Consider the following 23,704-nt stretch of genomic DNA (forward strand, 5'->3'; position numbering starts at 1 on the left):
TTTTTTCTCCTTTATTGGTGGATTAGGTACCTTTTACGAGTTGGAAAATCCCGTGAAACACATGCTCCTGCATTTGTTTCTCATTATGCAGAGGCATCTTCTCGGGCAAGAGTGCTTCCGAAAGCGTCCCGCCAAATAGATCATGGGTTTCGGCAATTTGTCCCCCCAAGATCAGACGAGTGGGGCGAAACTCAGCCACGTACGGACGCAGCATTTCCCCAAGCCGCTGGCCGTATAGCTGCCATACACGGATGGCAGAGGAATTTCCCTGTCTGGCCGCTATCGCCAGATGGTACACGTCCTCTCCCTGCCTTCGAGCATCATGGCTATCTGCCAAGGCCAAAATCCCTCGGCTTCCGAACAAATCATCCACGGTTCCTCCCTTGTATTGCTCGGCATACAACATGCCTGAGTCGGGAATACCCCATTTTCCGCTGACAATGGACCGGTTCTCAACAAAAGCGGAGCCAAGGCCCGTTCCCAATGTAAGGCAAAGCAATCTTTCCTGTGGAAAAAGCCTACTAACCCCCAGAGCGAACAGGGCAGCATCATTGCCAAAACGAATATCTGCGGCGGCAAGCTGGGTCATCCATTCAGGCGCGGAACCTTCTGATGCAAGCGCCGTTAATTCACTTCGCAGCAGTGTTTTTAAATTAACTTCATATAGCTGTTCGTATTTATTCAAACCCCGGATACGGGAAACACCTGTGTCGTATTCGAAAGGGCCGGGGAAAGCAAAGCCTATGTGAAATCTGGGAAATCTGAACCTGGTTCCTTTAACGGAACTTAGCTGCTGCATGTAGGCGAAGTATCCAGCTGCAAGCTCCTTAATCACGTCGACTAGGTTGACGGCAATTTCATACGCGCTACTGTCGGAGCGAGATGACCTTTTGACATAAAGTTGTGGTAGAAGATTCCCGTCACTCAGCACGACCGCACCCTTCAAAAAGGTTCCCCCGGCATCAATGGCAATCGTGACGTCAGGATTCATAAACGCTCACCAGATTTCCAGTGATGCGGAAGCAGAGACATGTTCCAGTCTGGCGAAACCTGTGCCCGGATCAGGGTGCATGGTCTGTCACCCAGACTCTCCAGACGGAAACCTCCGACGGAGGCAGGAACGATATACGCTTCGGCGTACCCCCACTCCACAGCTGCTGCCTCATCATCCAGTGGAGTCAGCCGCACACGGTCGCCTTCTACGAGGTTGAACATAACAAACTCTCCAGCCGTATCGTCGATCCACTCTCCGTCCAGTTTTAATCTTTTGATCTGAAAAAGCAGATCCTCCCGTTCGCCCAACAGCTCTTCCCTGCTGTCTCCCTGTACCCGGCTTTCCCTTGGAACCGCTATCAAATGCTTCTTAACGTAATCCGTATCAAACTGTTCCTGCATGTTGGCTCTGGCATGATCGCCGTTGATTGGACGGGGCAGTCCGTCTCTGTCCAGCCGCAAATGATCGTATATTTTGAAGGTAAACCACCAGGTTGTCGAAGAGATCTCCAGCACCAGATTGTTTTTACCCGAAAAATGTACGGCGCCCGGCGGGATCAGAAACAGGTCACCCTTATTCGCACCCCAAATATTTACATATTCTGGGATGTTCAGCGGTTTTCCCAAGGTGTGGGCAGATTCAACCGCCTGAAGCAGCTCCTCCCCGGTTGTCCCCTCCTTGAAACCCAGTCCCACAAAAGGGTTGGCGCCTTCCTTCTGTTCCATAATGTAATAGGATTCCTGCTGAGTCATCGTTTCGTTGAAGGTCTGCTCGATGTAAGCCTGCTGGGGGTGGACCTGCAAAGACAGATGATCCCCGTCAATCGTATCGAGATAATCAAACCGGATTGGAAAATAGTCGCCAAACAGCCCGACATTGCGCTCGCCCATAATTGCTTCTGGATGAGCCGACAGTAGCAGCGGGAAAGGAAGCTCCAATATAAAATCCCGATAACCGATTAATAGCGTGTTCTCCGGTGCGATAGGTTCAAACCCCCATGCGCAGTTATTCCAATCCTTAGGCAGTTCGCATACTTCTTTTAAATACTGTCCGCCCCAAATCCCCGGTGCAAAAAATGGCTTTACTCGAAAAGGCTGCTGGGCTGCTGAAGCCAAAAGTCGGCGCAGCATGGGGAGGGTGACCAAAACGGGTCGTTCCCTGTTGTTCGTATCCACGTAGTAGTCAAAGTCATACAAGTGGTGTTTGCGATATCCCTCCCAGACGGGCCACTCCAGAAACAAGGCCTGCTTATAGGTTTCTACCGTATCCCGGCAAGGACCTAATCCCAGAGAACCCATCCCCTGCTGATGCAGTTGCTGTTGTGCCTCTCTGGATAAGTCGCAAAACAGAGAAACGTTCGTTAAACCTGATGCTGTAGAAAGGAAACCAGCGCCTGGCCCAAAGGTCACAACGATGGGAACTAACGGGTCTACGTTTGGCGATTGGGCCTCAGCATGTTCAGCGGAATGATAAAGCCGAAGTTGATCGTCAACATCACTGAGCCAGACTGACTGTGCATGTGGCCGGAAATAATCCTCAACGCTGACGTCCGAGGCCACAACGCCAAAAGCACGGTTATCCGTTAGGTAAGGGTGAAACTGCTGAAGCAAATCTGCAGAAGACTTTATATAAGCAGCGCTGTCTATTTCAATTAAAACCCTGCTATCTAGGTTGCAGCGCGACCGAAGTATTTCCAGACATTCGCTGAATGCGACACCATGCGTACCGTCAATGACCATATAAAAAGGAAGCGAATCATTCTGTACACATTCAGGCCAAATTTGATCAAGCCATTGTTCATACGCATTCCAGATCCCCGGTTCTGACTCTTGGTCGGGATGAAGCCGAATGATATTGACTGGGTTGGTTTGAAAGGGCATAGGGGCTATTCGGGGCATGTTTAAAACCTCCAACTCTATATCGATTTATGTTCATCATTGTATAGGGAGTTGGAGGTGCTGTCTTTAAACGATCAAGCTGTGTTTTTGTACAATCAGGACATGCGGGGTGGGTAATGCATTTTGCCAGAGCGGCCTTCGGCAAACTGATTGCGTCGGAATTTGGCCGGAGAAACACCAAGCTCGCGGGTGAAGATCCGGGTAAAATAATGCACGGATTGGAACCCGCACTGGATTGCGATATCTTTAATTGGTGTCTGTTCATTTAACAGGAGCCAGGTGGCTTGCTGCACGCGTCGTTCCTGAATATAGTGGACAAAGGACTGCCCCAGATTTTCCTGAAACAACCGGGTCAGGTGGCGGGACGAAATGTGGAGGTGCCTTGATACCGTCATAAGTGTAAGCTCATTGACCAGATTATCATCAATGTATCGTTTGGCCTGTCGGAACAAGGTATTTGGTTCCATGGGCTGCTCTCCCGTGTCGGCCGAATCTGTTCGAGTCGGAACGTGCAAATCTGCTATGGATAACAGCAGAGAAGCGGAAATTTGCTTTACAGCAAGAGGAAGAGTTGCCCCAGGCTGGTCGAAAGAAGTAATGAGCGCTTGCCATAAATGGCCAGTTGGCGTAAGGTCCGCTTGCTGCGCTACGCTTTGCCCAAGCTCGGCAAGACGACGAAAGGATTCAGTATAATAAACATCTGTGTGGGCTTCATCCAGTTCGAAAGCCACATAAGAAAGTGTCAGTCCGGTCTGGCTGCGAATTTGATGCCATACACCTGGAAGAGATAGAAATGCTGTTCCTTTATTTAAAGCATAATGCTCGTTTTGTTCTATGTAGCTTCCTTCACCGTCTACCACATAACAAGCCTCAAAAAAGGAATGCCGGTGGAAGGCATTGTCGAAATGATCGGGCATGAATCCCCAATATAATATGGACAATGAAAGCCCTGTTTGCTCCACTTTTGTAATATAACGATTGCATATTTGATTGGCCCGGCGGAAGCTGGCTTCGATGGTCATGGCGTTTCTCTCCCTTCAAGCTCTCATTATACGTTTGCATAACAAAAAGGCAAACCGAAAGTCGGTCTGCCTTTTTGAATATGTTTCAACTAGGTAAATCAGATTAGTCCGTTTGGCAATACGTTAATAATCTGCTCAATAAAACAGCTGCCTCAGCCCGGGTCAGATTACGTTTCGGATTAAGTTTGTGATCCGGTGTTCCTTGAATGAAACCAAGCTCAATGCAAATCGCTAATGCTTCCCTGGACCAAATTCCTGCCTTATCCGCATCTTTGTACTTAGACAGTACCATTTGTGTTGTATTGGAGGCTTCTGGCAATCTCCCTTTCATCTCAAGCGTTCTTACTATAATAACGGCCATTTCTTCACGGCTTAAGGGTTTCATAGGTTCAAATAAATTACCCGCATAGCCCTTAAACAAACCTGCATTCGCCACAGCACGAACATCATCCTTATACCACTTATCTTCTGTTACGTCTTTAAATGATGATGACCCATTAACCTTAAGACCCAATGCTCGAGTTAACATCGCTGCGATTTCAGAACGGTTTATCGTCAGATCTGGAGCAAATTTCTGATCATTCATTCCCTTGATAATCCCTTTGCTTACAAGAGCTTCAATTTCCTTGTTTGCCCAGTGACCAACCGTATCGAGAAATGCTTTGGGTTTGGTATTACCCGTATCCGGCTTAGTTCCAGTTTGGTTATCCTGATCAGACCCATTATTTGTTCCTGTACCAGGATTAGGCTGGGTTTCGGGTTTCGTACCTGTGCTTGGATTTGATCCGATGTCTGGGTTTGATCCTGGGTTTGTTCCTGTTCCTGGATTTGTACCCGGATTACTGCTGTCCTTCGCTTTTACTTTGACAGTCGCAATCGCTTTAATGTCCGTCCCATTGACCGCGCCTTTCACCTGAAAACTACCTGCCTGTGCATAAAGGGAAGGATCAATCGCTTCCCATACAACGGTAGCATTCTCCGCCGTATCATTACTCAATGTCACAGTCACTTGCGAAGGCAATATCGGTCTCGATCCAGCTTCCGTTTCAACCTGTACGTTCTCAATGGATACGATGCTAACTGCTAATTTTTCTTTAATGTAGAAATCATCGAGAATGAAGGCGTAATCAGAAGTAGGGTTTCCAGCACCTTTGGATACCATTTTGAAAATAACTTGGTAATCATGTTGAGCACCAGTTATGAATTTTTTCTGGAAGCGAATATAACCCCCGTCTTCACCCGCTTTATTACCCGGATTAGGTAGCGTGCTCAGTGCTTCCTTCAGCACAATTTCACCAGTGGAGCGTGATTGTACAGAAACCTCATAACCAGCATACTTTTCTAAGGTGTAAATAAAGCCTAAGTCATATTCTGTGTTTGGTTCCATTTTCACGCTGGATTCATTCGTTTTTATTAATTTACCAACATCGGTTTCATTAACTTTCAACGAATTCTCCCCATCCAGAACCCAGGTCATTACAGGACCAACTTTGTTCTCAGATGCGGATACAACGGGATTGTTATCCTGTTTATTGCTCTGATCGGTTGCTATATGAATTTTTCTATCCCCACCACCGTATTCAAAAGGCCCCCAGCCTTCATATACATTTTCAAAATCCTCATATACAACGTAGCCCTTATTTGCAGGGTCCTTCTCTACAGTTGTATGCTTCCAAATTCGCACATCATCAAATTGAACAGTACCCGCTCCCGGATCAGCAACAAGTTTAACTGTCGCGGAATGAATGCCTACCGGAACCTTGAATTCCACATTCATTCTTTGCCACTTGGTGTCCACGTACTTAAAGGAGGATTTATGGATGCCATCTTGACCTGTCACATCATTGGAATAGGTTTGACCATTAACCGTGACCTGAAGTGAGGATTTTCTCCCTTTCTCAGTCTGTGTCCACACTCCGACAGTGTAATCCTGACCAGGCTGCAATCCGTTAATCTCCTGTGAGATTACACCTGAATCACTGCCGACCTCTGCGTATCTGTTCCAATTCGATTTGTTCATTTCTTTAGTGATATCGTATTCTGTATCCCCTTGAACAGTCTTGATTGTAATGTTTGCTGGATCATCGACTATCCATGAACCGGGAACATTGAACTTCTCTGAATTGAAGGCAAAATCCTTGATCAAACTGCCTTCTCCCCAGTTCCCTGCATTAGGCACCAAAGTCAGGGCATCAGCAGATGCTGGATACAATACATAAGGCGTATTTTTCTTTGCCTTCGTAATCGTAAGAGATTCATTCCGGGCGACCAGCGTATCCACTAGAACTTTACCTTGTTGGGTCAATTCGTACATATTAAACTGCTTCACATCTTTAAATTCATCCGTCAACTGCCAGGTGGTCGTGTTACCTGTTGTGTTCCAATGATACAACTTCGCACCATCGTTAACACCCAAGGTTTGATTAGCTTTGATATCCCAAACCCATGGAATTAACGAGTTAGCCTCTCCTGTATGGCGCACTGATTCATCGGTAGTTGTCCCGGTATCTTTCCAAGAGGAGATCAGCTTGCCATTTTTGGTAAGCTCTATCATACCGGTGGATTTATTTCTCTTAGAGACGACATCATGATCAAAAGTTACTTGGTCTTCTTCATATTTCAGCACACCGAAATGCTGCATATACTTCGTCGGCAATACTTCATTGAAGAACACCGTTACACCCTGCTGTATGTCTGGCTTAGAATCCCCCCAAGTGGTCACACCAGGGATTTTTTGTCCTTTAAATAAGGCGTTCCCCACAAAAATATCGAGATTGTTCTTCACCATTCTAGAAAGGATACTCTTGTTGCCTTTATTGGGATATCCCAAATCCGGACCCCAGTGAACGAAATCCACACCCGGTTCTATCGGACCGGAGAATTCTGTTCCTACTTTGACTCCAAGTCCATTGGCATATTGCAACAATTTATAGGCATTGTAGTCATTGCCGGTATACACGTCTACATAATAGAAATCCAACGCAGGATCTTTAGGGTTATTGGCGTCCTTGGTGAGATTATACAGATTGGTTAACCGTGATTTCAGTTCACCACTCAGGACATCCTTCGTTTGATCTACATAATAAGCCGTATCGATCCAATCCCAACCTTTGGATAATCTGTCTAACTTCGGTCCATTAGCTGTAGCCCCAGTTAGATTGGAATAATCCAATTCGTTGGCATCAAGATGGTATTCGGTTGCATTCAGATGTACGCCGACGTGAAGGTTGTACTTATCCCCCTCATCGATCAAATAATTGAAATCATCCAATCCACCTTGTCTTACACCAATATTGGAGTAGGAAGGAATATCATCATCATGCCCCTCCGCCTGATACCCCTTATGCAGAATCATCTGTCCAAAACCATCTGTAAAATTATATAGAACTTTTCCCGTATCCAAACTGTTCAAGAACGGATCATTGGCTTGGCTGGCAAAGTTGAAGGCAATGTACATCATATTGTTCTTCATATCCTGCGCGCCAAATGGCTCATTGTAAATTTCCGTTCGGTAAGCAACAGCCGCATCCTGCCAATCTGTCTTATCGTCGTTATTGCGTTCCCCAGTGACGACCACTTCATACCATGGTAACTCTTCAGTTTCACTACTTTGAAGATGTCGGTACGTCCAACTGCCTGGCTTCACCGTTATTTTATTGACAAGTGTTTTTTTCTCTGTGGTAATTATCAATTTATTGCCACCACTCATGACGTTGTCCTCTGCCGATGCTGCCAGGCCATCTCCACTCACCATAGCCATCGTTACACCTGTTGAACCGCTTTGCTTCATAAGAGACATATCGTCAACCAATTCCTCCGAGACGCCGTGCCACTCCCCGTTTGACTTACTCCATGCATATGATGCATCTTTCATTGAACTATTCACATGGATCAGAGCGTTGTTCATTTGAATCGAACGCACTAAGAAATCCGGGCCGTCGGAAATTTTATCCATTTCAAATCGAACTACATTGTTCGCCTTTGCCTCGAGATGCCCATCAATCACAACGCCGATCTCATCAAAAGTCATCGTGTACTGATATGTGCTAGCGTTCTCTTTCTTCGACACTGTACGTGGTACATAATCCTTATTATTAATCTTCACGCTATTCGTTTGCTCCACGTCAGCCTGCAGCGTGTGATGATCCACTTGATATTCTACAATGCCTGGAAAATCCTTATATATGGTAACGCTCAGACCATCTTTCTCAATCGTATCTGTTTCTTGCGCCAGCTTCAGCTTAGGTAGCGACTCCAGTTCCACCATTTTGAGGTTACTCAGCGTCATTTGTTTGGTTCCATACCATGAACGAACACCAAACCAACCCGGCATAACAGCCATCGATTCTTCAGATATTGAACCCATATCCGTAACTACGCCATCAGGACCCGTAATGTTGAGACTAACCGTTGTTCCCACCAGACGAAGCTCAATATGATAATTTGTATTTGCTTGCATCTGATACGTATTCGGAAAGGATATCTCATTCCCGTTACTTGTTGTGACCTTCCACTTGCCATTAATATCATGAACGACACCTACATATTTGTCAGCCGCCGAACCTCTCACGATAAAACCATAACGGCCACCATCTGCTCCTGCGGAAACATTCGTGTTAAAATCAAAATTGAGTAGCTGATCATTGAATTTAGGGCTATCCTTATCCACGGCTAATGAAACCCCTGGCATGTTCAATCGGATTTGGCTGTTTCCACCCGCGAGTACCTCTGGTTTACTGTTATCAAGAGGACCCCAGTTCTGCACATTATAATCTGGTGCATACACGCGAACCTCTTCTGCAGTGATCGCGTCTATCTTGGCTTGAATAGCATGGGTCGCAGAATTGTAGATGCCAAATGAACCTGGTGTATATCCCGTTACATTCACACTGCCAACCCTAATTCCATTCACGTAAAGACCTAGCTCGTTCTCGATCATTTCTACACGTAGCGTGTAATCTTTGCCATAAGCAAGTGTAGTAGTAGCGCCAATCGCAAAGGCATCATTACAGCCTTCCAGCTTGTATTTCCAACTCCCCGGACTTTCCTCGTAAATCACGATATTTCCAAGGGTAATCCCCGCAGCTCCATCCGTCTGCATTTTCACTTGATATATGCCGTTGGGTACTGGATTTACATCCTTATTGACAGCAGCCGTCCCAGCATCAAGCATCCCTTGCAAATATCCATTTGCAACTTGCGGCATATCCTTGAATCCTTCCCAATTCACGATTGGATCACCTTCATAATACTCTTCGTATCTCAGTTTACCGGCATGTGGTGAAGACGTATTCATATCAAGGAATTCTTCAGTAAAAACAACATTATCAATATACATGTAATTCTGCGCAACTATCCCAAAAGACCCTTCCCCGAATTGCTGCCCTGCCGGTAAGTTGGCCTGTAATGTAGCGCCATTAATACTCAATATTACAGAATGATCAGAGTATTGAAGTCCAACTTTGTTCCAGGTATTAGGTAAAGGATTGAAGCCCATTGCATCAGAAATGACAAAGTCAGTGCTGGTCCCATCCTTATTCAACAAGACCCATTTCGTGCCCTCATACTTTACAATAGCACCATCGCCTATAACAAATCCGATATCCGTTGTTGCTGGCTTCACATCCAACATATATGTGGCACTTTGCAAGGACGGTGCATCCAAGTTCATTACATTGTCTTTGATATTGGAAAGTCTCAATACCCGATTACTACCTTCTGTAATAATAGTAGAATCAGCACCAGTCCAAGTACCTTTAATTCCATCCTCAAAATCATTACTGTATTGTGCAATTTGTTTGGGTTCAATGATCTGATTCGTATACTGCACATTGTCGATTTGTAGCTCTACAGTGCTTCTAATGCGAAGTCCGAAACGTCCAGCTGCTTCAGAATACTGTTCAAACGAAATGTCGCCAATCCGCTTTTTATTCAAAAAAACCGTTATTTTCTTACCATTAAAATTAAACATGAGATTGTTCCAACGCCCTTGAATCGGATAAGGAATCTCTTGCTTATCTCCCCAGCCCGTATTGGACTCCGGTATCCAGCTGCTTGGATCAACCCCGAGTTCATTAAAAATACTTGCTGAATCATTCATTCTGAAACCAAAAGCAAATCCTTGTCCGCTAACCAATTTGTCCGGATTAACCAGTTTGAAATCTAACGAAAGAGTTCCTTGTTGAATTTGTGGCGAATCCAGATCCTCACCTCTTTCGCTAGATCCTTTTTTAAGGGAAAGAACTTTATTGCCCGTAATATCCGTCACGACCGTTGCTTTCAGCCCCGACCAATGGGGTGTATAATTGGAGTTTTCATAATCTTGAACATAATTAACAATGTTTGCAGGTTTCTCCTTCGTCCCCACACCTTCAATTCGCAAACTTTTGATCGCAATCTCTCCTGTAGCATAGCGCTTATACAGCCCGATCTGCCCTAATCCGGATAACGAACTCAATAAATCAGTATTCTTATTGTAATAAGTCACGTCGTCTACAATGATCAAAAGCTTCGTACCATGAAAGCCGATCTGAATGTGATAATCTGTTTCCATTTTTAGTTCTGGTCCGTCAAATGTTTCCCACTTACTTGTACCATCCGGACTCTGAATAACCCATGTTGTGCCGGCATCATAACGAATAGCTACGCCTTGGTTACTATCATTAGATCCTAGAACAAATCCAATATTGCTTTGATTTGTGCTGTTATAACGCATCGTTGTATCTATGATTCCTCCGGAGAGCCAGGGAGCCTTATCCCATGTGGCTATAGCTCCACTGCCACCCAGATTGTTAATTGTTACTGTCAATCCATTGTTTACTGAAGTTGTTCCATTTCCTTTGACGAAAGTCATGGCTTCCGGTTCCATAGACTGATAGTTGTTTGTGTAGGAAACAACCTCTTGGCTACTTGGAACATTATTTTTTAATTCATCCAGGAATGTATCTATATCTACATTTCCTGTTGTTTCCTTACTCTTTTCAAGAACCGTGACTGCAGCTTCAGCTTTAATACTCGTTCCCTCTACAGATCCCTTTACGGTAAATGTCCCTACCTGCGCATAGTTAGAAGATTCGATTGAATCCCAGCTCACCATGACTTCTGCGGTAGTGCTGTCACTGTATACTGCTTGTATTACTGATGGGATTACTGGCTGCTCATTAACGAATGTTTCAACATTAATCGGAGGAATGCTTTCGATCGTTTTTTCCTGTGACACAATCGGCAAATCATCAAGTTCTTCTGAATTAGCATGAGCAGTATTGCTTGGGAGTACCATCAACTGACTTGAAGCAACCAATAAAACCATCATCCAAATCCATAATTTGAATATCATTTTATTATTTTTGCTGAGCATCAAATCATTCCTCCTACAATAGAATGCTGGATTTTTATATTTCGTACCACTTGATCTCATTGGCATCCAGCTTCAGTGAGAAGCTGGAGCCATCACCGCGGTAAACGACGGTCTCCTGTGGCTCATACGTATTATTCACCACGCAGTATTTGCCCTTTTCCACATAAGCATGAACCTCAACATTATAGTTCTCACTGAACCAGCTGTTCAGCTCCTGATCGCTGCGGGCGCTCCAGAGGATCGCACGGTACAGCAAGCGGCTGTTCTCGAAGCTGTATGGTAAACCGCTTATATATACGCTTCGCCCGTCACCGAATTCGTTCACCGCGAGTTGGACTTCCTTGTCCGTTTGACGGAGAATCGTAGTGCCTTCAAGGGCAAAAATATTTTTTTTGCCTTCTCCAAAGTCGATTTCCTTGCTTCCATCCGGATTGGTTTTACAATCTGCCGTAATGAAATGTTCATGCTCATCCCAGTTATATTTGTCATAACCTAACGTAAAACCGCGTTCTTCCTCTACACCGAGAATATTGGCCAGTTGGAAAAAGCGCCCGTTCGCTTGGTGTGCTGTGGGTTCGCCAACACCGATAAAGCCACCGCCTTCATAAACAAACCTTTTTACAGTGGTAACGATATCCGTATCCAGCCACCATTCTCCGCCCGTATAGGCCGTATCTGCATCTCCGACGTTTAATATGACGTCAATATCATCCAGGACGGAAGGGTTTTCTTTGATATCGTCGAAGCTGATGAATTTTACATTAAAAGGTGCGCCAGAAAGAGCTTCAATAATACCGGCATAACTGTAATTTTGCTTGTAATAAAGTGCATGATGGACCATATGGTTGCCCCAGGCCCGCATTTTGCCCCAACAGTTAAGCACGGCTACCGACTTGATGCAATACGGCGTCGTTCCCTGTACATTGTCATAGAGCGTACGGAACTCATCCGTAACGCTTTCTACATATTCAATAAACTCGGGAAAATCAAGGGCTAGCTTAAGATATCCGCCGTAGCCAATCCGATCGATCGGTTTGCGGAGAATCGCACGTCGCGCGGTGACCCAATTTACTTTGGCTTCCTTTACAGGGTCCCCGCCTGTATGAAAGGTATCCGGGAAAAAGTAAGGTAAGAAACGACCTTCCGTATATTGCACGCCTGGGATGTCGCTGATCAGTCTTAGTGTTGAACCGTTACCTACACTGCCAACTACGGCATCCAGACCGATTGATGTAAATTCTTCCATGAAAGGCTCTGTGCCGATCCAATGATCACCCAGGAACATCATGGCCTCCTTACCGCATTCATGGGTAATATCGACCATTTCTTTGGCAAGCCTCGCCACTTCACGGCGCTGGAATGCTTGAAAATCACGGAACTCTTTCGTAGGAATTCGATAGGTGTTGTTGTAGTAACCTTGGTCGATAATAAATTCAGGTCTGAATCGGTAACCGATCTCTTCCTCAAACTGTTTGAGGATATAAGGACTTACTGAGGCTGAATAGCCGTACCAGTCCACATATTTTTCACGAGCGAGCTCATCAAAAACCAAGGTGAATTGGTGGAAAAAGGTTGTATACCGAATCACATTGACATAAGGATGATCTTCGATAAAATTGCGGACTCGCTCCATCGTGTACTTACGAGTCTTCGGTTGACGAACATCAAAGGTAATTTGATGCTCGACATCTTTCCATTCATTGGTGACCGCATTGTACATATGAACCGGATCCCACATAATATAAGCCAAGAAACTAACGGTATAGTCATGGAACGGCTGGGTTGTGATGGTCACATCACCGATTTTGTCGTCATAGTTCCATTGTTCGGTCGGAACAACCTCGCCGGTTGTACGATTGATGACTTCCCACCAACGCTGAATATCATCTCGACAATTCACTTTGAGCATGTCGGGATAAATCCCCTTCATAAGGGAAATGGACATGCTATCGCCTTCAGCCGTATGAATGGGGGTCATCAAATACATTTGTTGAATCTCATCAGGGTTGGCATTTGCCCATACGTTATCCTTGCGGGTTGTATAATAGGTGGAATAGACCTTGGCATCGATATCCCGCAGCTCGGCGGGAAAGTCGGTTCCATCACAGTCGCGCACAGCGTCGGCTCCCCAGCGTTTCATGATCTCCAGGGTTTGCGGAATAACGTCTAAATCAGTAGGGATCGTTACACGTCCTCTTTTGGTACTCATCGTTGAAAACTCCTCTATTTATATTTTCGGTTATATAGCCACAACAGACCAATCAGCATAGCAAGCCCAAGCAACATCAGACCCAGTCCGGGGGCTCCAATGTTCTTTTGGCCGATAATTACCAATCCAATACCGACGATAAAAACAATCAGCATCAACAAATTACGCAAATAATTCTTTGTAAAGTCTTCCATCATCGCACCTTACCCTTTCAGCCCGCCCATTGTCATGCCTTGGGTTAGCTTTTTTTGTACCAGAATATATATAATCAAGGTTGGAAGCATGACCAGCACCAGACCTGCATACATCTGACCATACTGAACAGCGGATTTTTGCGCTGCCATCAGGTTCATTAAGCCGACAGGCAATGTCTTAAGGGTGGGTTTGGTCAGGAGTGTCATGGAGATGATATATTCGTTCCAATAGGACAGGAAATTGAACAGAATAACCGTTACGATGCTGGGTTTGGCCATAGGCATGATGACTTGCACCATAGTACGGAAATAGCCAGCACCGTCCACCGAGGCCGCTTCCTCAAACTCTTTGGGCAGCGATTTAAAATATCCCGACATGAGATAGATGGTGAATGGCAGGGCCATCGCAGCATATACCACTGCAAGAATAAACAGGTTGTTCAGCAAGATGGGGTGCCCCAGAATGCCGCGGAGCATCTTGTCGCCGTTGTTAAGCATCAGAAAGATAGGAACAATGATATAGTTGATATTAATAAACAAACCCGCCATAAACATCATATTCCAGAATCCGTTCCCTCTAAATTTAAAACGAGAAAGCACATAGGACGCAGGCAATGCCACCATAAGCAGAAGCACCAGTGCGATTACCGTCACCAATACGGAATTGAGCATAAAAGAACCCATTTTTGCCTTCAGCCATGCATCTGCAAAGTTCTGTAGATGCATCCCGGCGGGCAGTGCCCAGGGGCTGCCGTAAAACTCACTATCTTGTTTAATCGAGGCCATGAATGCCCATAGAACTGGGATGAGGATGAGGATGGCTAAAGCGATCAGTATAACGTAAATGAAGCCTTTATATAATTTGTCGCTAACACCTCTACGTGAGCGGTTGTTTGTATTCATCTTATCCCCTCCTAAAATTCCAAATGCTCTCGTCTGGTAACTGCGTTTAGGATCCCAGCAAGCGCAAACGAGAACAGGAACACAATTACACCGATGGCCATCCCATAGCCATAAGAGGAATTAGTATAAGCTTCTTTATACATATAACTAAGGAACACTTCGGTGGCACCGTCGGGACCGCCGCTTGTCATCGTCATTACGAACAAAAAGCTCATGTTAATCGTACTGATGATGAAAAAGGTGAGCGTCGTCCGTATGTTCGTCCAGATTAACGGGATGGTGATCTGGAAAAACTGAGCCATTCGCCCTGCCCCCTCAAGTCCTGCCGATTCATATAAGCTCTCTGGAATGTTGGCCATACTAGCCATGTACATTACCATGTAATAGCCGATCGCCTGCCAGATCATCGCGCCTGCAAGACTGAAAATAACCACTTTCTGATCTCCTAACCATAGGACGGGCTCTGCTTGTAACCCGCGAAACAGCTTTAGTAATGAGTTCAAAAGCCCGCTGTTCGGATCGTAAATCGCTGAGAAGATCGCACTGATGACAACCACAGACAGAATGTTAGGAATATAGAAGATTACGCGTAAAAAGTTTTGCCCCTTGAGTTTTTCACGTGTGAGCATCGATGCATACAGAAGTGCCAGAGCAAAGGTCACGATTGTAACAAGAACAATGAGCAGAACACTGTTTTGAAAGGTCTGATAAAACTTGTCGCTATGAAACAGCTTATTGAAATTCTGCAAACCTACGAAGGTTTTGTTATCGGTATAGCCGCCCCACTTGTACAATGACATCCGAAAGACATCGATCGTAGGAATAATTAAGAAAATTGCAAAAAGGAGGACGGCAGGTGCTAGACAGAAGAAAATAAAACGTGCTCTTCCTTTTTTCATATCCATGACTTTCTCTCTCCCCCCAAAGGTCAGATCATGGTGGTCAGCGCAGTTCCGCCCACCATGATCCTGATACATGATCAAGGCCTCGGCCTCTTTATTATTTCAATGCTCCCCGCAAGGCGTCGCTTGCTTTAATGATTCCCTCAACCCACTGTTGCTGTGTTTTAGCACCTGTTACAAGGGAGTCAATGGAAGCAAACACTGCATCCGATATATTCACCCCTTCGACAGGGTCTGTTGTTGCAAATGCACCCATAGCAGCCTTTGCACCATTGTCATAGATGCTGTAGAAAAGCTTGTTGTCTCCATCCAATTTGTCGGACATACCTTTGATCGGTTGAATCGCGCCAACCTTTGAAAAGATAGCTGCTGCCTCATCGGAATAAAGATAAGCAATAAATTGTTTTGCCAGATCCGCGTTTTCCGCTTTGGCAGGAATCCAAATTTGTTCGAAGAAAGTATAAGAATAACGGTCTCCACCGTCTTTTATTGCCGGAAGAGCTGTGAAACCCCATTTAAAGCCTTCTGCTCGCGGAGCTTTGCTCATTTCGCCAACGACCCAAGTACCGTTAGGCATGAAGAGTGCTTTATTGTCCAGAATTAGTTGTTGGTTTTTGGTAAAGTTATCTTTGTTGGCATTTGCGGGAACCGTTTTTTCCGTGTAAGCAGCCAGTTTACCGATTAGTTCGACGGTTTGTTGAGCTTCTGGGCTTTGCCAAATGCCCTCGTTGTAATGTGTTACTTTGGTGAAGAAATCCGCGCCGCCCACCTCGTTGAGCAAGGCATAGAAGAAAGAGTCAAAGTAACCTGAAGTCGGATAAGCAAATAGTGAAATCCCCTCGGCTTTAGCTTGATCACCTAGAGCCCACATTTCGTCCCAAGTTGTAGGAACTTTCCAACCTTTTTGTTCAAACAATCCCTCGTTATAAAACAGACCGGTTGGGCTGTAGAACATAGGCATCAGATAGGTCTTTCCATCGTTATACGGATTCGTGATCGTTGTATCAGTGAAACCTGGAATGAGCTTATCCTTGACGGTTACACTTTCGCCGGGTATGGTCATGGACAGCACATCTGAAAGGTCAGTTAGGTTATTATCCTTTACAAAGGTTTCAGTCAAGCCCTTCGGCTGGCCCGTGGCCAAATGGATAACATCAGGAAACTCACCAGATTTCATGCTGGGCCCAATGACATCTTCAATATTTTTGTCAATCGTCGTTTCGACTTTCACACCAGGGTTGGCGCTTTCGAAGGCAGCCGTAATTTCCTTCCATACATCAGCTCCGTAAGCGGTTTCCAAAGCAGCTAGCTTAAGAGTACGTTGTTCCGTAGGCGTTGCCGAGTTCGTGTTGGATGAATCCTTTGTTGAATCGGAGCCATTTTCAGAAGAGCTGCCGCAGCCTGCCAAGCTAAGAGTCAATGCTGCCGTGATTGCAAGGCTAAAAATCTTTTTCATAAATCCATTCCCCCTATATTTATTGATTGTTCGTAACCGCTTACATCCTTCTCGCCTTTCTAATTTATCTTAACGGCCTCTTTATATCTACATACATGTTGTCGTTGATTTTATATATCTTGCTAATATAATAAATTTATAAATTAACAATTTTTTCAGAGCATAAAACGTTGAAATTGGTTTAACTGTTGTTCACTTTATGAGATTGAGGAAAGGACGGATTGCTGATGGGAAATGTACGCTATTGGCTCCCTGGTAAGGGACGTGGAGAGATTCCCGCAAAGTTAATCTATGTTAGCTCTTCCATTTATGAAGGGGATTGGTTCAGCATTCGTCATTCACATAGCTTCGCCGAGCTGTTTTATGTCCGAAGTGGACGAGGAAATTTCATCGTAGAGGATGAGATTTTTTCCGTGCAGCAGGACGATCTGGTCATTGTGAACCCGAACGTAGAGCATACTGAAGTATCCATTGGCAGTGACCCTTTGGAATATGTAGTGCTTGGGGTTGAGGGGATGAGTTTTGATTTTGGAAAGAAAAGTGGAACCCGTAATCATGAAATCATCAATTATTCAAAACAAAGGAATGAACTCTTGTTGTATTTCAACGCTATGCTTTCGGAAACCGAAAACAAGAATGAGAACTATGAGGACGTCTGTCAAAACTTACTTGAGATTGTCATCATTAGTTTGATGCGAAGATCTGGTCATCCCTTCTCTGTTGTAACCACGCAAAGGGCTGACAAGATATGCAGCCGGATCAAGCGACATATCGACTCGAACTATGCTGAGGAAATCTCGCTCCACTCTCTTGCGGAAAAGGCGCATATCAGCAAATATTATCTGGCACATACTTTCGCTAAATATTACGGGTTGTCACCTATTAATTATCTCAATGAGGTCAGGATTCGTGCGAGCAAGGAGCTGCTGGAAACCACAGATCTTACCATTGCTCAAGTTGCGGAATCCACTGGTTTTTCCTCTCAAAGCTACTTCTCACAAAATTTCCGCCGGTGTTGCGGCCTAACTCCAAGCGGTTATCGCCTTCAGACCAAAAAATGAACTCAAATGAACTGCCAAATACGTAACTTCGAATGCGACTAAATACTTGTCTTCTGACATCAAAAAGTCCGATTGCGCTCAGTTTCAGCAATCGGACTTTTTGTGTAACCATTATTGTTCAGCCATTTTCAGAAAATACTCTGAGGCCAAACGGACAGCCAGGACACTCGCACTATTGAGGGAATTATCAAATATAAGAACATGGTTGTTTTTTACGGCCTCCAGTGAGTTCCATACCTTCGAAGATTCCTTTTCCTTCACGGCTGCCTTTGCAACGTCAATATCATGTTGAATAATAATATAATCGGGATTCATGTCGTATAGCCCCTCCAGCGTAAGCGCCTCGCCACCCTCAGGATATCCCTTCGGTGCCAACAATCCAAAGCCTGCAGTTTGATTGTAGTACATTGTATTTTTAGATCCTTGAGCATTAAAATTGGCTTTTCCATCAACTCGCAACAAGGCAAAGGTCTTATCCTCAAGAGTACCTAACTGATCTTTCGTTTTTGCTATCATTTCCTGGGTTTCCTTAATCAATTGTTCTGCAAGTTCTTCTTTTCCAACAACCTCTGCGAGCAGCATCGTTGTATTTTCCCAAGTATCGGTGTAGTCGATCAAAATGACTGGAGCAATCTTGTTCAACTCATCATAAATGGTATCCACAGACCCCTTAAAGGTTACAATCACATCAGGCTGAGCCTCAATAATCTTTTCCAGATTCGCTGAGTCGCTACCCAAATCAATAATGTCAGCAGACCCGGCGTAAGGCTGTAAAGTAGCAAACTTCTCCATCGCTTCCGCCGCGCTTATGGATGCGATTGGAGGCGTATCCAGAGCAAAAAAGTAATCTAAGTACAATGGATGCAGCACCGCTATACGCTCTGGTCGTCTTTCAAGCACCACCCCATTATCGCTGGCATCCGCAATGGTTCTTGGCCATCCTTCACCCTCAATCTTGCTCGCCTCAGGAGTAACTGCAACGGGCGTTTCGGAGCATCCAGCCAGTATCCCCCCTGCAAGTAAAATTACAGTTAAAATCAATCCAGTTAGTCTTTTCATATGTCCTCCCCAATGAATGTGAATGCAATGTTTTATGAATTCCCTAAATGATCGCGCAATGTTTTCCCGGTATATTCACTTCTGAACAGTCCTCTTTCAACCAGTTTAGGAATCAACTTATCAAAGAATATTTCCATCGATTTTTCTGAACCTCCCGGCAGGGCGATGAATCCATCAATAGCACCAGCCTCAACCCGCTCCATAATATCATTCATTACGGTCTCGACTGTTCCTACAGATACCCAATGGGCAGATCCAACAACCTCTGGCCGATTCAGAATATCTTTCACTGTAGGCTGGTATTTTGTAATATATCGGCGCAACAATTCAGCATGTGTACGACTGCGAACAGCCTGATCCGGATCAGGAAGCATATCTTCCGTTACGCGTTGCTCCAAGGGGAAGCCGCTTAAATCAAGCCCCATCAACGATTGCAGAGATGCGTGTCTGCGCTCAAGACTTAAATGGGCATGAGTGGCCTTATGTAATTCAAGCGCTTCTTCGTGCGTATCCGCCAGGAAAAAATATAAACCTGGCAAAACTTTAATCGTGTTCGGATCGCGCCCATGTTCTACAGCTCGTTTTCTCAAATTACTTCGCAATTCCACACCCGATTCAAGATCCGGCATGGCCGCAAAAATAGCATCCGCTACGGAAGAAGCAAAATTCCGTCCAATATCCGAAGCCCCAGCTTGAAACAGCGGAATGGTTCCCGATGGATGAGAAGGTAAAGTAAGCGGACCTTTTACATTGAAAAATTCACCGGAATGATGAATAGCGTTCACTTTTTCCTTATCAGAAAACATGCCTGACTCACGGTCAATAACAATAGCTCCATTCGGAAAACTATCCCAAAGCTTGCATACCACATCCGTAAATTCGATTGCCTTTGCATACCGTTCTTCCGGTGATGGCATGGGTGAATCGCCAAAATTTTCAGCACCTTCAATAGAAGTAACAATATTCCATCCAGCACGACCATTGCTTAGCCAGTTCAAGGATTGAAGCTGCCGGGCAACAACATAAGGCGGATTAAACGTAGTGGAAATGGTCGTAACGAGTCCGATCCGATTGGTTTCACGAGCTATTGCTGCAAAAAACAAAGTAGGATCTGGGCTGCCGAAATTAGAAGAATCGCCTAACATCTGCGGGCTAATATACAGGTAATCAGCTCTGAAAAGAAAATCGAGCTTAGAATTCTCCGCCATTTTCGCCCAATGAATATAATAGTCAATGGATCCAGTCTGCTCCACTCCACTATCCGGGTGCCGCCAGCCATCACCTTTATTCCATGTTGCATTCAAGGACAATCCAATACATAGTTGCTTGTTTGAAGTCATTTCTACCAACCTTTCTTATTTCTGATCATTGATGTGCGCCAAGAAAGCCCTACCTTCTATATTCAGGCGTCATTTATCAATAATGATTCTCATTATCAAAACAAAGTGTAGCAAGGATTTAAGAAAAGTTAAATACACAAGTTACAAATTCGATATGCACAATTATCTAAACTATGGTTAAGTGGTAAAAAGTCAGCTTCTTGTCCCCGACAAAACAAAAAAAGCCGCATCAATGCGACTTTTATCTTTCAAAGCTTTAACTTATGTCTTCTGTACTGTTTGCCACCTATTGTCACGGTTCCGATTCCACCTCTAAATTAATCTTATAATCAAAGTAGCTCCAGAGCTTTCAACAAGGCATACTCACTAGAGTTGGCACCTATTTGAGAAAAATGTGCATTCGGAAACATTGGAGCCAAATGATGGTATCCAGGGAGTACTTGCAATTCAATTAACACACCGTCAAAGGCAAGTTGTTTGGCAAATAATAAGGTTTCATCTATAAACAGATCAACGCTGCCTATGCTCATATACGTGGGTGGCAAACCGGCAAGAGATTTTGCACGCGCTGGCACGTAATATTCACTTGTTTCTTCTTGTCCGGGTTCGTGACCTAATACTGATTTCCAGCCGAAATAATTGCTTTTTTTGGTCCAAACAAACTCACCTGCATATGGATGATCTGGCAAAATACTCGTACGATCATCGAGCATTGGACTTCGCAGTCTTAGATGGTGGATGTCGAATTCCTTCTGGTCGCGAATGTACAGGGCTAGCCCTGCCGCTAAACCACTGCCAGCGCTGCTGCCCGCAAGAGCGACTTTCTCGGTATCGATCCCTAATTCCTCGGCATGCTCGATGCACCATTTCAGGCCAGAATAACAATCCTGTAATTGACTTGGCTGAATATGTTCAGGCGCTAGCCGATAGTAAACAGATACACAGCAAAAACCATGTTGCACAGCCAGTGCCGCATTGCTTTGGCGTTCACCGACCGGACTGCCCATAACCATTCCGCCACCATGAATCGAATAATATAACGGCAACTTACTGTACTTTGGTTGGCCGGGTTTAATAATTTCTATACGAATATCAGGACCACCAAAATAACTTGGTATCTCCCTTTCTTCGAATGTGACTGGAAACAACTGTGTTACATCGATTTGCGGCATCATTTCTGTTTGACTTTTCCGTGCTTCCATTAGTGTGGCAGCGGAAAGATCGGTGGTTAGGATTAATTCAATCGCACCTATGATCTCCTGATCGATCAGATGTCTGCTTCTGCTTTTTGGTTCATTCATATTTACCGTTTCCTCGCTCTCTTAATCATGTTCAATGAAGTGCTGCTCGCTCCAATGGTTCCAGTATTCCCGATTTGAATTCTAATCAAAAGTTACACTTTCTCTCACCGTATCGACTTCCCTTCTGCCTAATCCTATTGTAAAGAGCGCACTAAGCTATTCAAATGAAAACAATAAGTTAGAATCGTTTTTGACATAAAAAACACTGATGAATTCCTTCATCAGTGTCGTGTACTACTTATTTTTGGAATAAACAATTTTCTTAATGGTTTCAACAGAGAGAAAGTAGTCCTTAGCAAGTTGCTCAATGCTGCTATTATTCTTAAAAGCTTGTCTAATAGTGGCATTTCGGTGATCTAACCACTGCCTTCCGCCACTCAAGCTTCCCCAATGGTTATATTCCTTTTCCTGTTTCGGAATGTAAATCGTCTCTCCCTGGACATACTCTTGAATCATTATTATTAACTTTTCGGGTAATATTTTTTTAGCGTTAGTATATCTCACTCTGCTTCACTCCTTATTTTAGAAAATAAGGTGCAAAGCCAAAATATTAGATAAGCTTATTTAGCGTTAGAAAAAATTTAGCCCCATGCAAAGTAACGCTTTTCCAATACTGGCTTTGCACAAGTGAAGAAAGTCACAGACAATCTTAACAGATTCTCCATCAGTAAAGCACCTCCCTTTTACGTTGACAGTATAGCATAAATATTATTACTTCGGACTATCTCATGATCAAAAGTTAGTCGTTCCTATGGATATATTGAATTAACTTAACTTTACCGGGATCGATAACCCTTACCTATCAAGTTTCCCATTGGTTGATTTTTTTAATACAAGTCAACGACAAGTCGCTTGGGAGTTGATTTTATAAACCGTATAATCATAAGCAGAGGTGACGTTGATGAACGAAATTAATTTGGCATCGATTCTAGTCGCTAAACGCAGAGAAAAAGGATTAACACAGGATGCAGTTGCTGCATTTATCGGTGTTTCCAAAGCGTCTGTTTCCAAATGGGAAACGGGACAAAGCTATCCCGATATCACATTTCTGCCGCGGCTTGCGGCCTATTTTAACATTAGCATTGACGACTTGATGGGTTATTCCCCGCAAATGAAGCAGTCGGACATCGCAAAGCTCTACACCAAACTGGCCAACGATTTTGCTTCTCTCCCTTTTGATGATGTAATTGCTGAATGTGCAGCGATCATCAAGAAATATTACGCCTGCTTCCCACTCTTATTGCAGATGGTCAGGCTGTACACCAATCACTTCACGCTGGCGAGAACACAGGAGCAAAAAGAGGCGCTTCTTAACGAAACCATGACGCTATGTGAACGGATTGAGGCCGAAAGTGGCGACATGCAGCTTTCCAACGATGCGGTTATGTATCAGTCGGTTTGTTGTCTGGCTCTCAGGGACCCGCAGCGGGTGTTAGATTTGCTTGGGGAGACTGTGCGGCCCATGATGCCAAAAGGTGTATTAATTTCACAGGCATATCAGCTTATGGGCAACATCGACAAAGCCAAAGAAACCTTGCAGGCTGAATTGTATCAGCACGTAATGGCAGTCTTTCAAGGGCTGCTGAACGTCCTGCAATTAAATATTAATAATATCGAAAAAGCCGAAGCTGCTTTTATGAGAGCGTCCGATTTTGCACGGATTTTTGATATGGAGCGATTAAATCCAAACAATGTCGTCCTGCTTTATGCACTAGGTGCTCATCTATATTGCGTGAACAAATCCCCTGAGAAATCGATTGAACTCCTTGAAAAATATGTAGATACCTGCGTGGAAGGATTCTTTCCTTTTGAGCTTCGTGGAGATTCCTTTTTTGACCTGATTGATCCGTGGCTGAACGATTTCGACGTCTCCGCACCACGCAGCGAGCAAGTTATCAAGAATAGCATGATGAGGGATGTTCTGATGAATCCAGCGTTCAATTCGTTACATGAAGTTCCCGAATTTCAACGATTAGTTCAAAAAATGAATAGATTTATTGAATAAACA

General features: G+C 44.4%; 15 protein-coding genes. 2 read left to right on the top strand and 13 right to left on the bottom strand.

What is annotated here, in order from left to right:
* Window positions 1-22: 22 nt before the first annotated feature.
* The 9 genes from DC345_RS18820 to DC345_RS18860 all read right to left on the bottom strand — a co-directional run bounded on the left by DC345_RS18820 (window position 23) and on the right by DC345_RS18860 (window position 16,935).
* The gene (locus tag DC345_RS18820) at window positions 23-991 is read right to left on the bottom strand and encodes an ROK family protein (protein ID WP_113054367.1); all 969 of its coding nucleotides are present in this window, start codon (window positions 989-991) and stop codon (window positions 23-25) included.
* A complete protein-coding gene (locus DC345_RS18825; RefSeq protein ID WP_113054368.1) occupies window positions 988-2,892 on the bottom strand; it encodes a class I mannose-6-phosphate isomerase in 1,905 nt (634 codons plus the stop codon). The genes DC345_RS18820 and DC345_RS18825 overlap by 4 nt, the downstream gene beginning before the upstream one ends.
* Before the next feature lie 95 nt (window positions 2,893-2,987).
* Window positions 2,988-3,914 carry an AraC family transcriptional regulator gene (locus DC345_RS18830; RefSeq protein ID WP_113054369.1) on the bottom strand — a complete coding sequence of 309 codons (927 nt, stop codon included), beginning with the start codon at window positions 3,912-3,914 and terminating at the stop codon, window positions 2,988-2,990.
* A 103-nt stretch (window positions 3,915-4,017) separates the two neighbouring features.
* The gene (locus DC345_RS18835) at window positions 4,018-11,271 is read right to left on the bottom strand and encodes an endo-alpha-N-acetylgalactosaminidase family protein (protein ID WP_181586643.1); all 7,254 of its coding nucleotides are present in this window, start codon (window positions 11,269-11,271) and stop codon (window positions 4,018-4,020) included.
* A 34-nt stretch (window positions 11,272-11,305) separates the two neighbouring features.
* Window positions 11,306-13,480: a 1,3-beta-galactosyl-N-acetylhexosamine phosphorylase gene (gene gnpA / locus DC345_RS18840; protein ID WP_113054371.1), complete on the bottom strand. Its 2,175-nt coding sequence runs from the start codon at window positions 13,478-13,480 to the stop codon at window positions 11,306-11,308.
* Between the two features lie 14 nt (window positions 13,481-13,494).
* Window positions 13,495-13,674, bottom strand: coding sequence for a DUF6903 family protein (locus DC345_RS18845; RefSeq protein ID WP_113054549.1), 180 nt, complete (start codon window positions 13,672-13,674; stop codon window positions 13,495-13,497).
* Window positions 13,675-13,683: 9 nt separating this feature from the next.
* Entirely contained in the window at window positions 13,684-14,577 is an 894-nt protein-coding gene (locus tag DC345_RS18850) for a carbohydrate ABC transporter permease (RefSeq protein ID WP_113054372.1), read from the bottom strand.
* An 11-nt stretch (window positions 14,578-14,588) separates the two neighbouring features.
* Entirely contained in the window at window positions 14,589-15,554 is a 966-nt protein-coding gene (locus tag DC345_RS18855; protein ID WP_258530723.1) for a carbohydrate ABC transporter permease, read from the bottom strand.
* A gap of 22 nt (window positions 15,555-15,576) precedes the next feature.
* Complete coding sequence (locus DC345_RS18860; protein ID WP_113054373.1) at window positions 15,577-16,935, bottom strand: carbohydrate ABC transporter substrate-binding protein; 1,359 nt, start codon at window positions 16,933-16,935, stop codon at window positions 15,577-15,579.
* A gap of 227 nt (window positions 16,936-17,162) precedes the next feature.
* Here DC345_RS18860 and DC345_RS18865 point away from each other — a divergent pair, with 227 nt between their 5' ends.
* Window positions 17,163-17,996 carry an AraC family transcriptional regulator gene (locus DC345_RS18865; protein WP_113054374.1) on the top strand — a complete coding sequence of 278 codons (834 nt, stop codon included), beginning with the start codon at window positions 17,163-17,165 and terminating at the stop codon, window positions 17,994-17,996.
* 111 nt (window positions 17,997-18,107) lie between these two features.
* Here DC345_RS18865 and DC345_RS18870 read toward each other — a convergent pair whose 3' ends face one another.
* The 4 genes from DC345_RS18870 to DC345_RS18885 all read right to left on the bottom strand — a co-directional run bounded on the left by DC345_RS18870 (window position 18,108) and on the right by DC345_RS18885 (window position 22,200).
* Window positions 18,108-19,055, bottom strand: a complete 948-nt coding sequence (locus DC345_RS18870) for an ABC transporter substrate-binding protein (protein WP_113054375.1) — start codon at window positions 19,053-19,055, stop codon at window positions 18,108-18,110.
* 32 nt (window positions 19,056-19,087) lie between these two features.
* A complete protein-coding gene (locus DC345_RS18875; protein ID WP_113054376.1) occupies window positions 19,088-20,395 on the bottom strand; it encodes an NtaA/DmoA family FMN-dependent monooxygenase in 1,308 nt (435 codons plus the stop codon).
* 329 nt (window positions 20,396-20,724) lie between these two features.
* On the bottom strand, window positions 20,725-21,696 hold the full coding sequence (locus tag DC345_RS18880; RefSeq protein ID WP_113054377.1) for an alpha/beta hydrolase: 972 nt from the start codon (window positions 21,694-21,696) through the stop codon (window positions 20,725-20,727).
* 234 nt (window positions 21,697-21,930) lie between these two features.
* The gene (locus DC345_RS18885; RefSeq protein ID WP_113054378.1) at window positions 21,931-22,200 is read right to left on the bottom strand and encodes a CD3324 family protein; all 270 of its coding nucleotides are present in this window, start codon (window positions 22,198-22,200) and stop codon (window positions 21,931-21,933) included.
* A gap of 397 nt (window positions 22,201-22,597) precedes the next feature.
* On the opposite strand from DC345_RS18885, the gene DC345_RS18890 reads away from it, so the two are divergent.
* Window positions 22,598-23,701 (top strand): helix-turn-helix domain-containing protein, encoded by a 1,104-nt coding sequence (locus DC345_RS18890; protein WP_113054379.1) that lies wholly within the window; start codon window positions 22,598-22,600, stop codon window positions 23,699-23,701.
* Window positions 23,702-23,704 lie beyond the last annotated feature (3 nt).

Origin of the sequence: Paenibacillus taichungensis (assembly GCF_003287275.1) — a bacterium.
GTDB lineage: Bacteria > Bacillota > Bacilli > Paenibacillales > Paenibacillaceae > Paenibacillus > Paenibacillus taichungensis_A.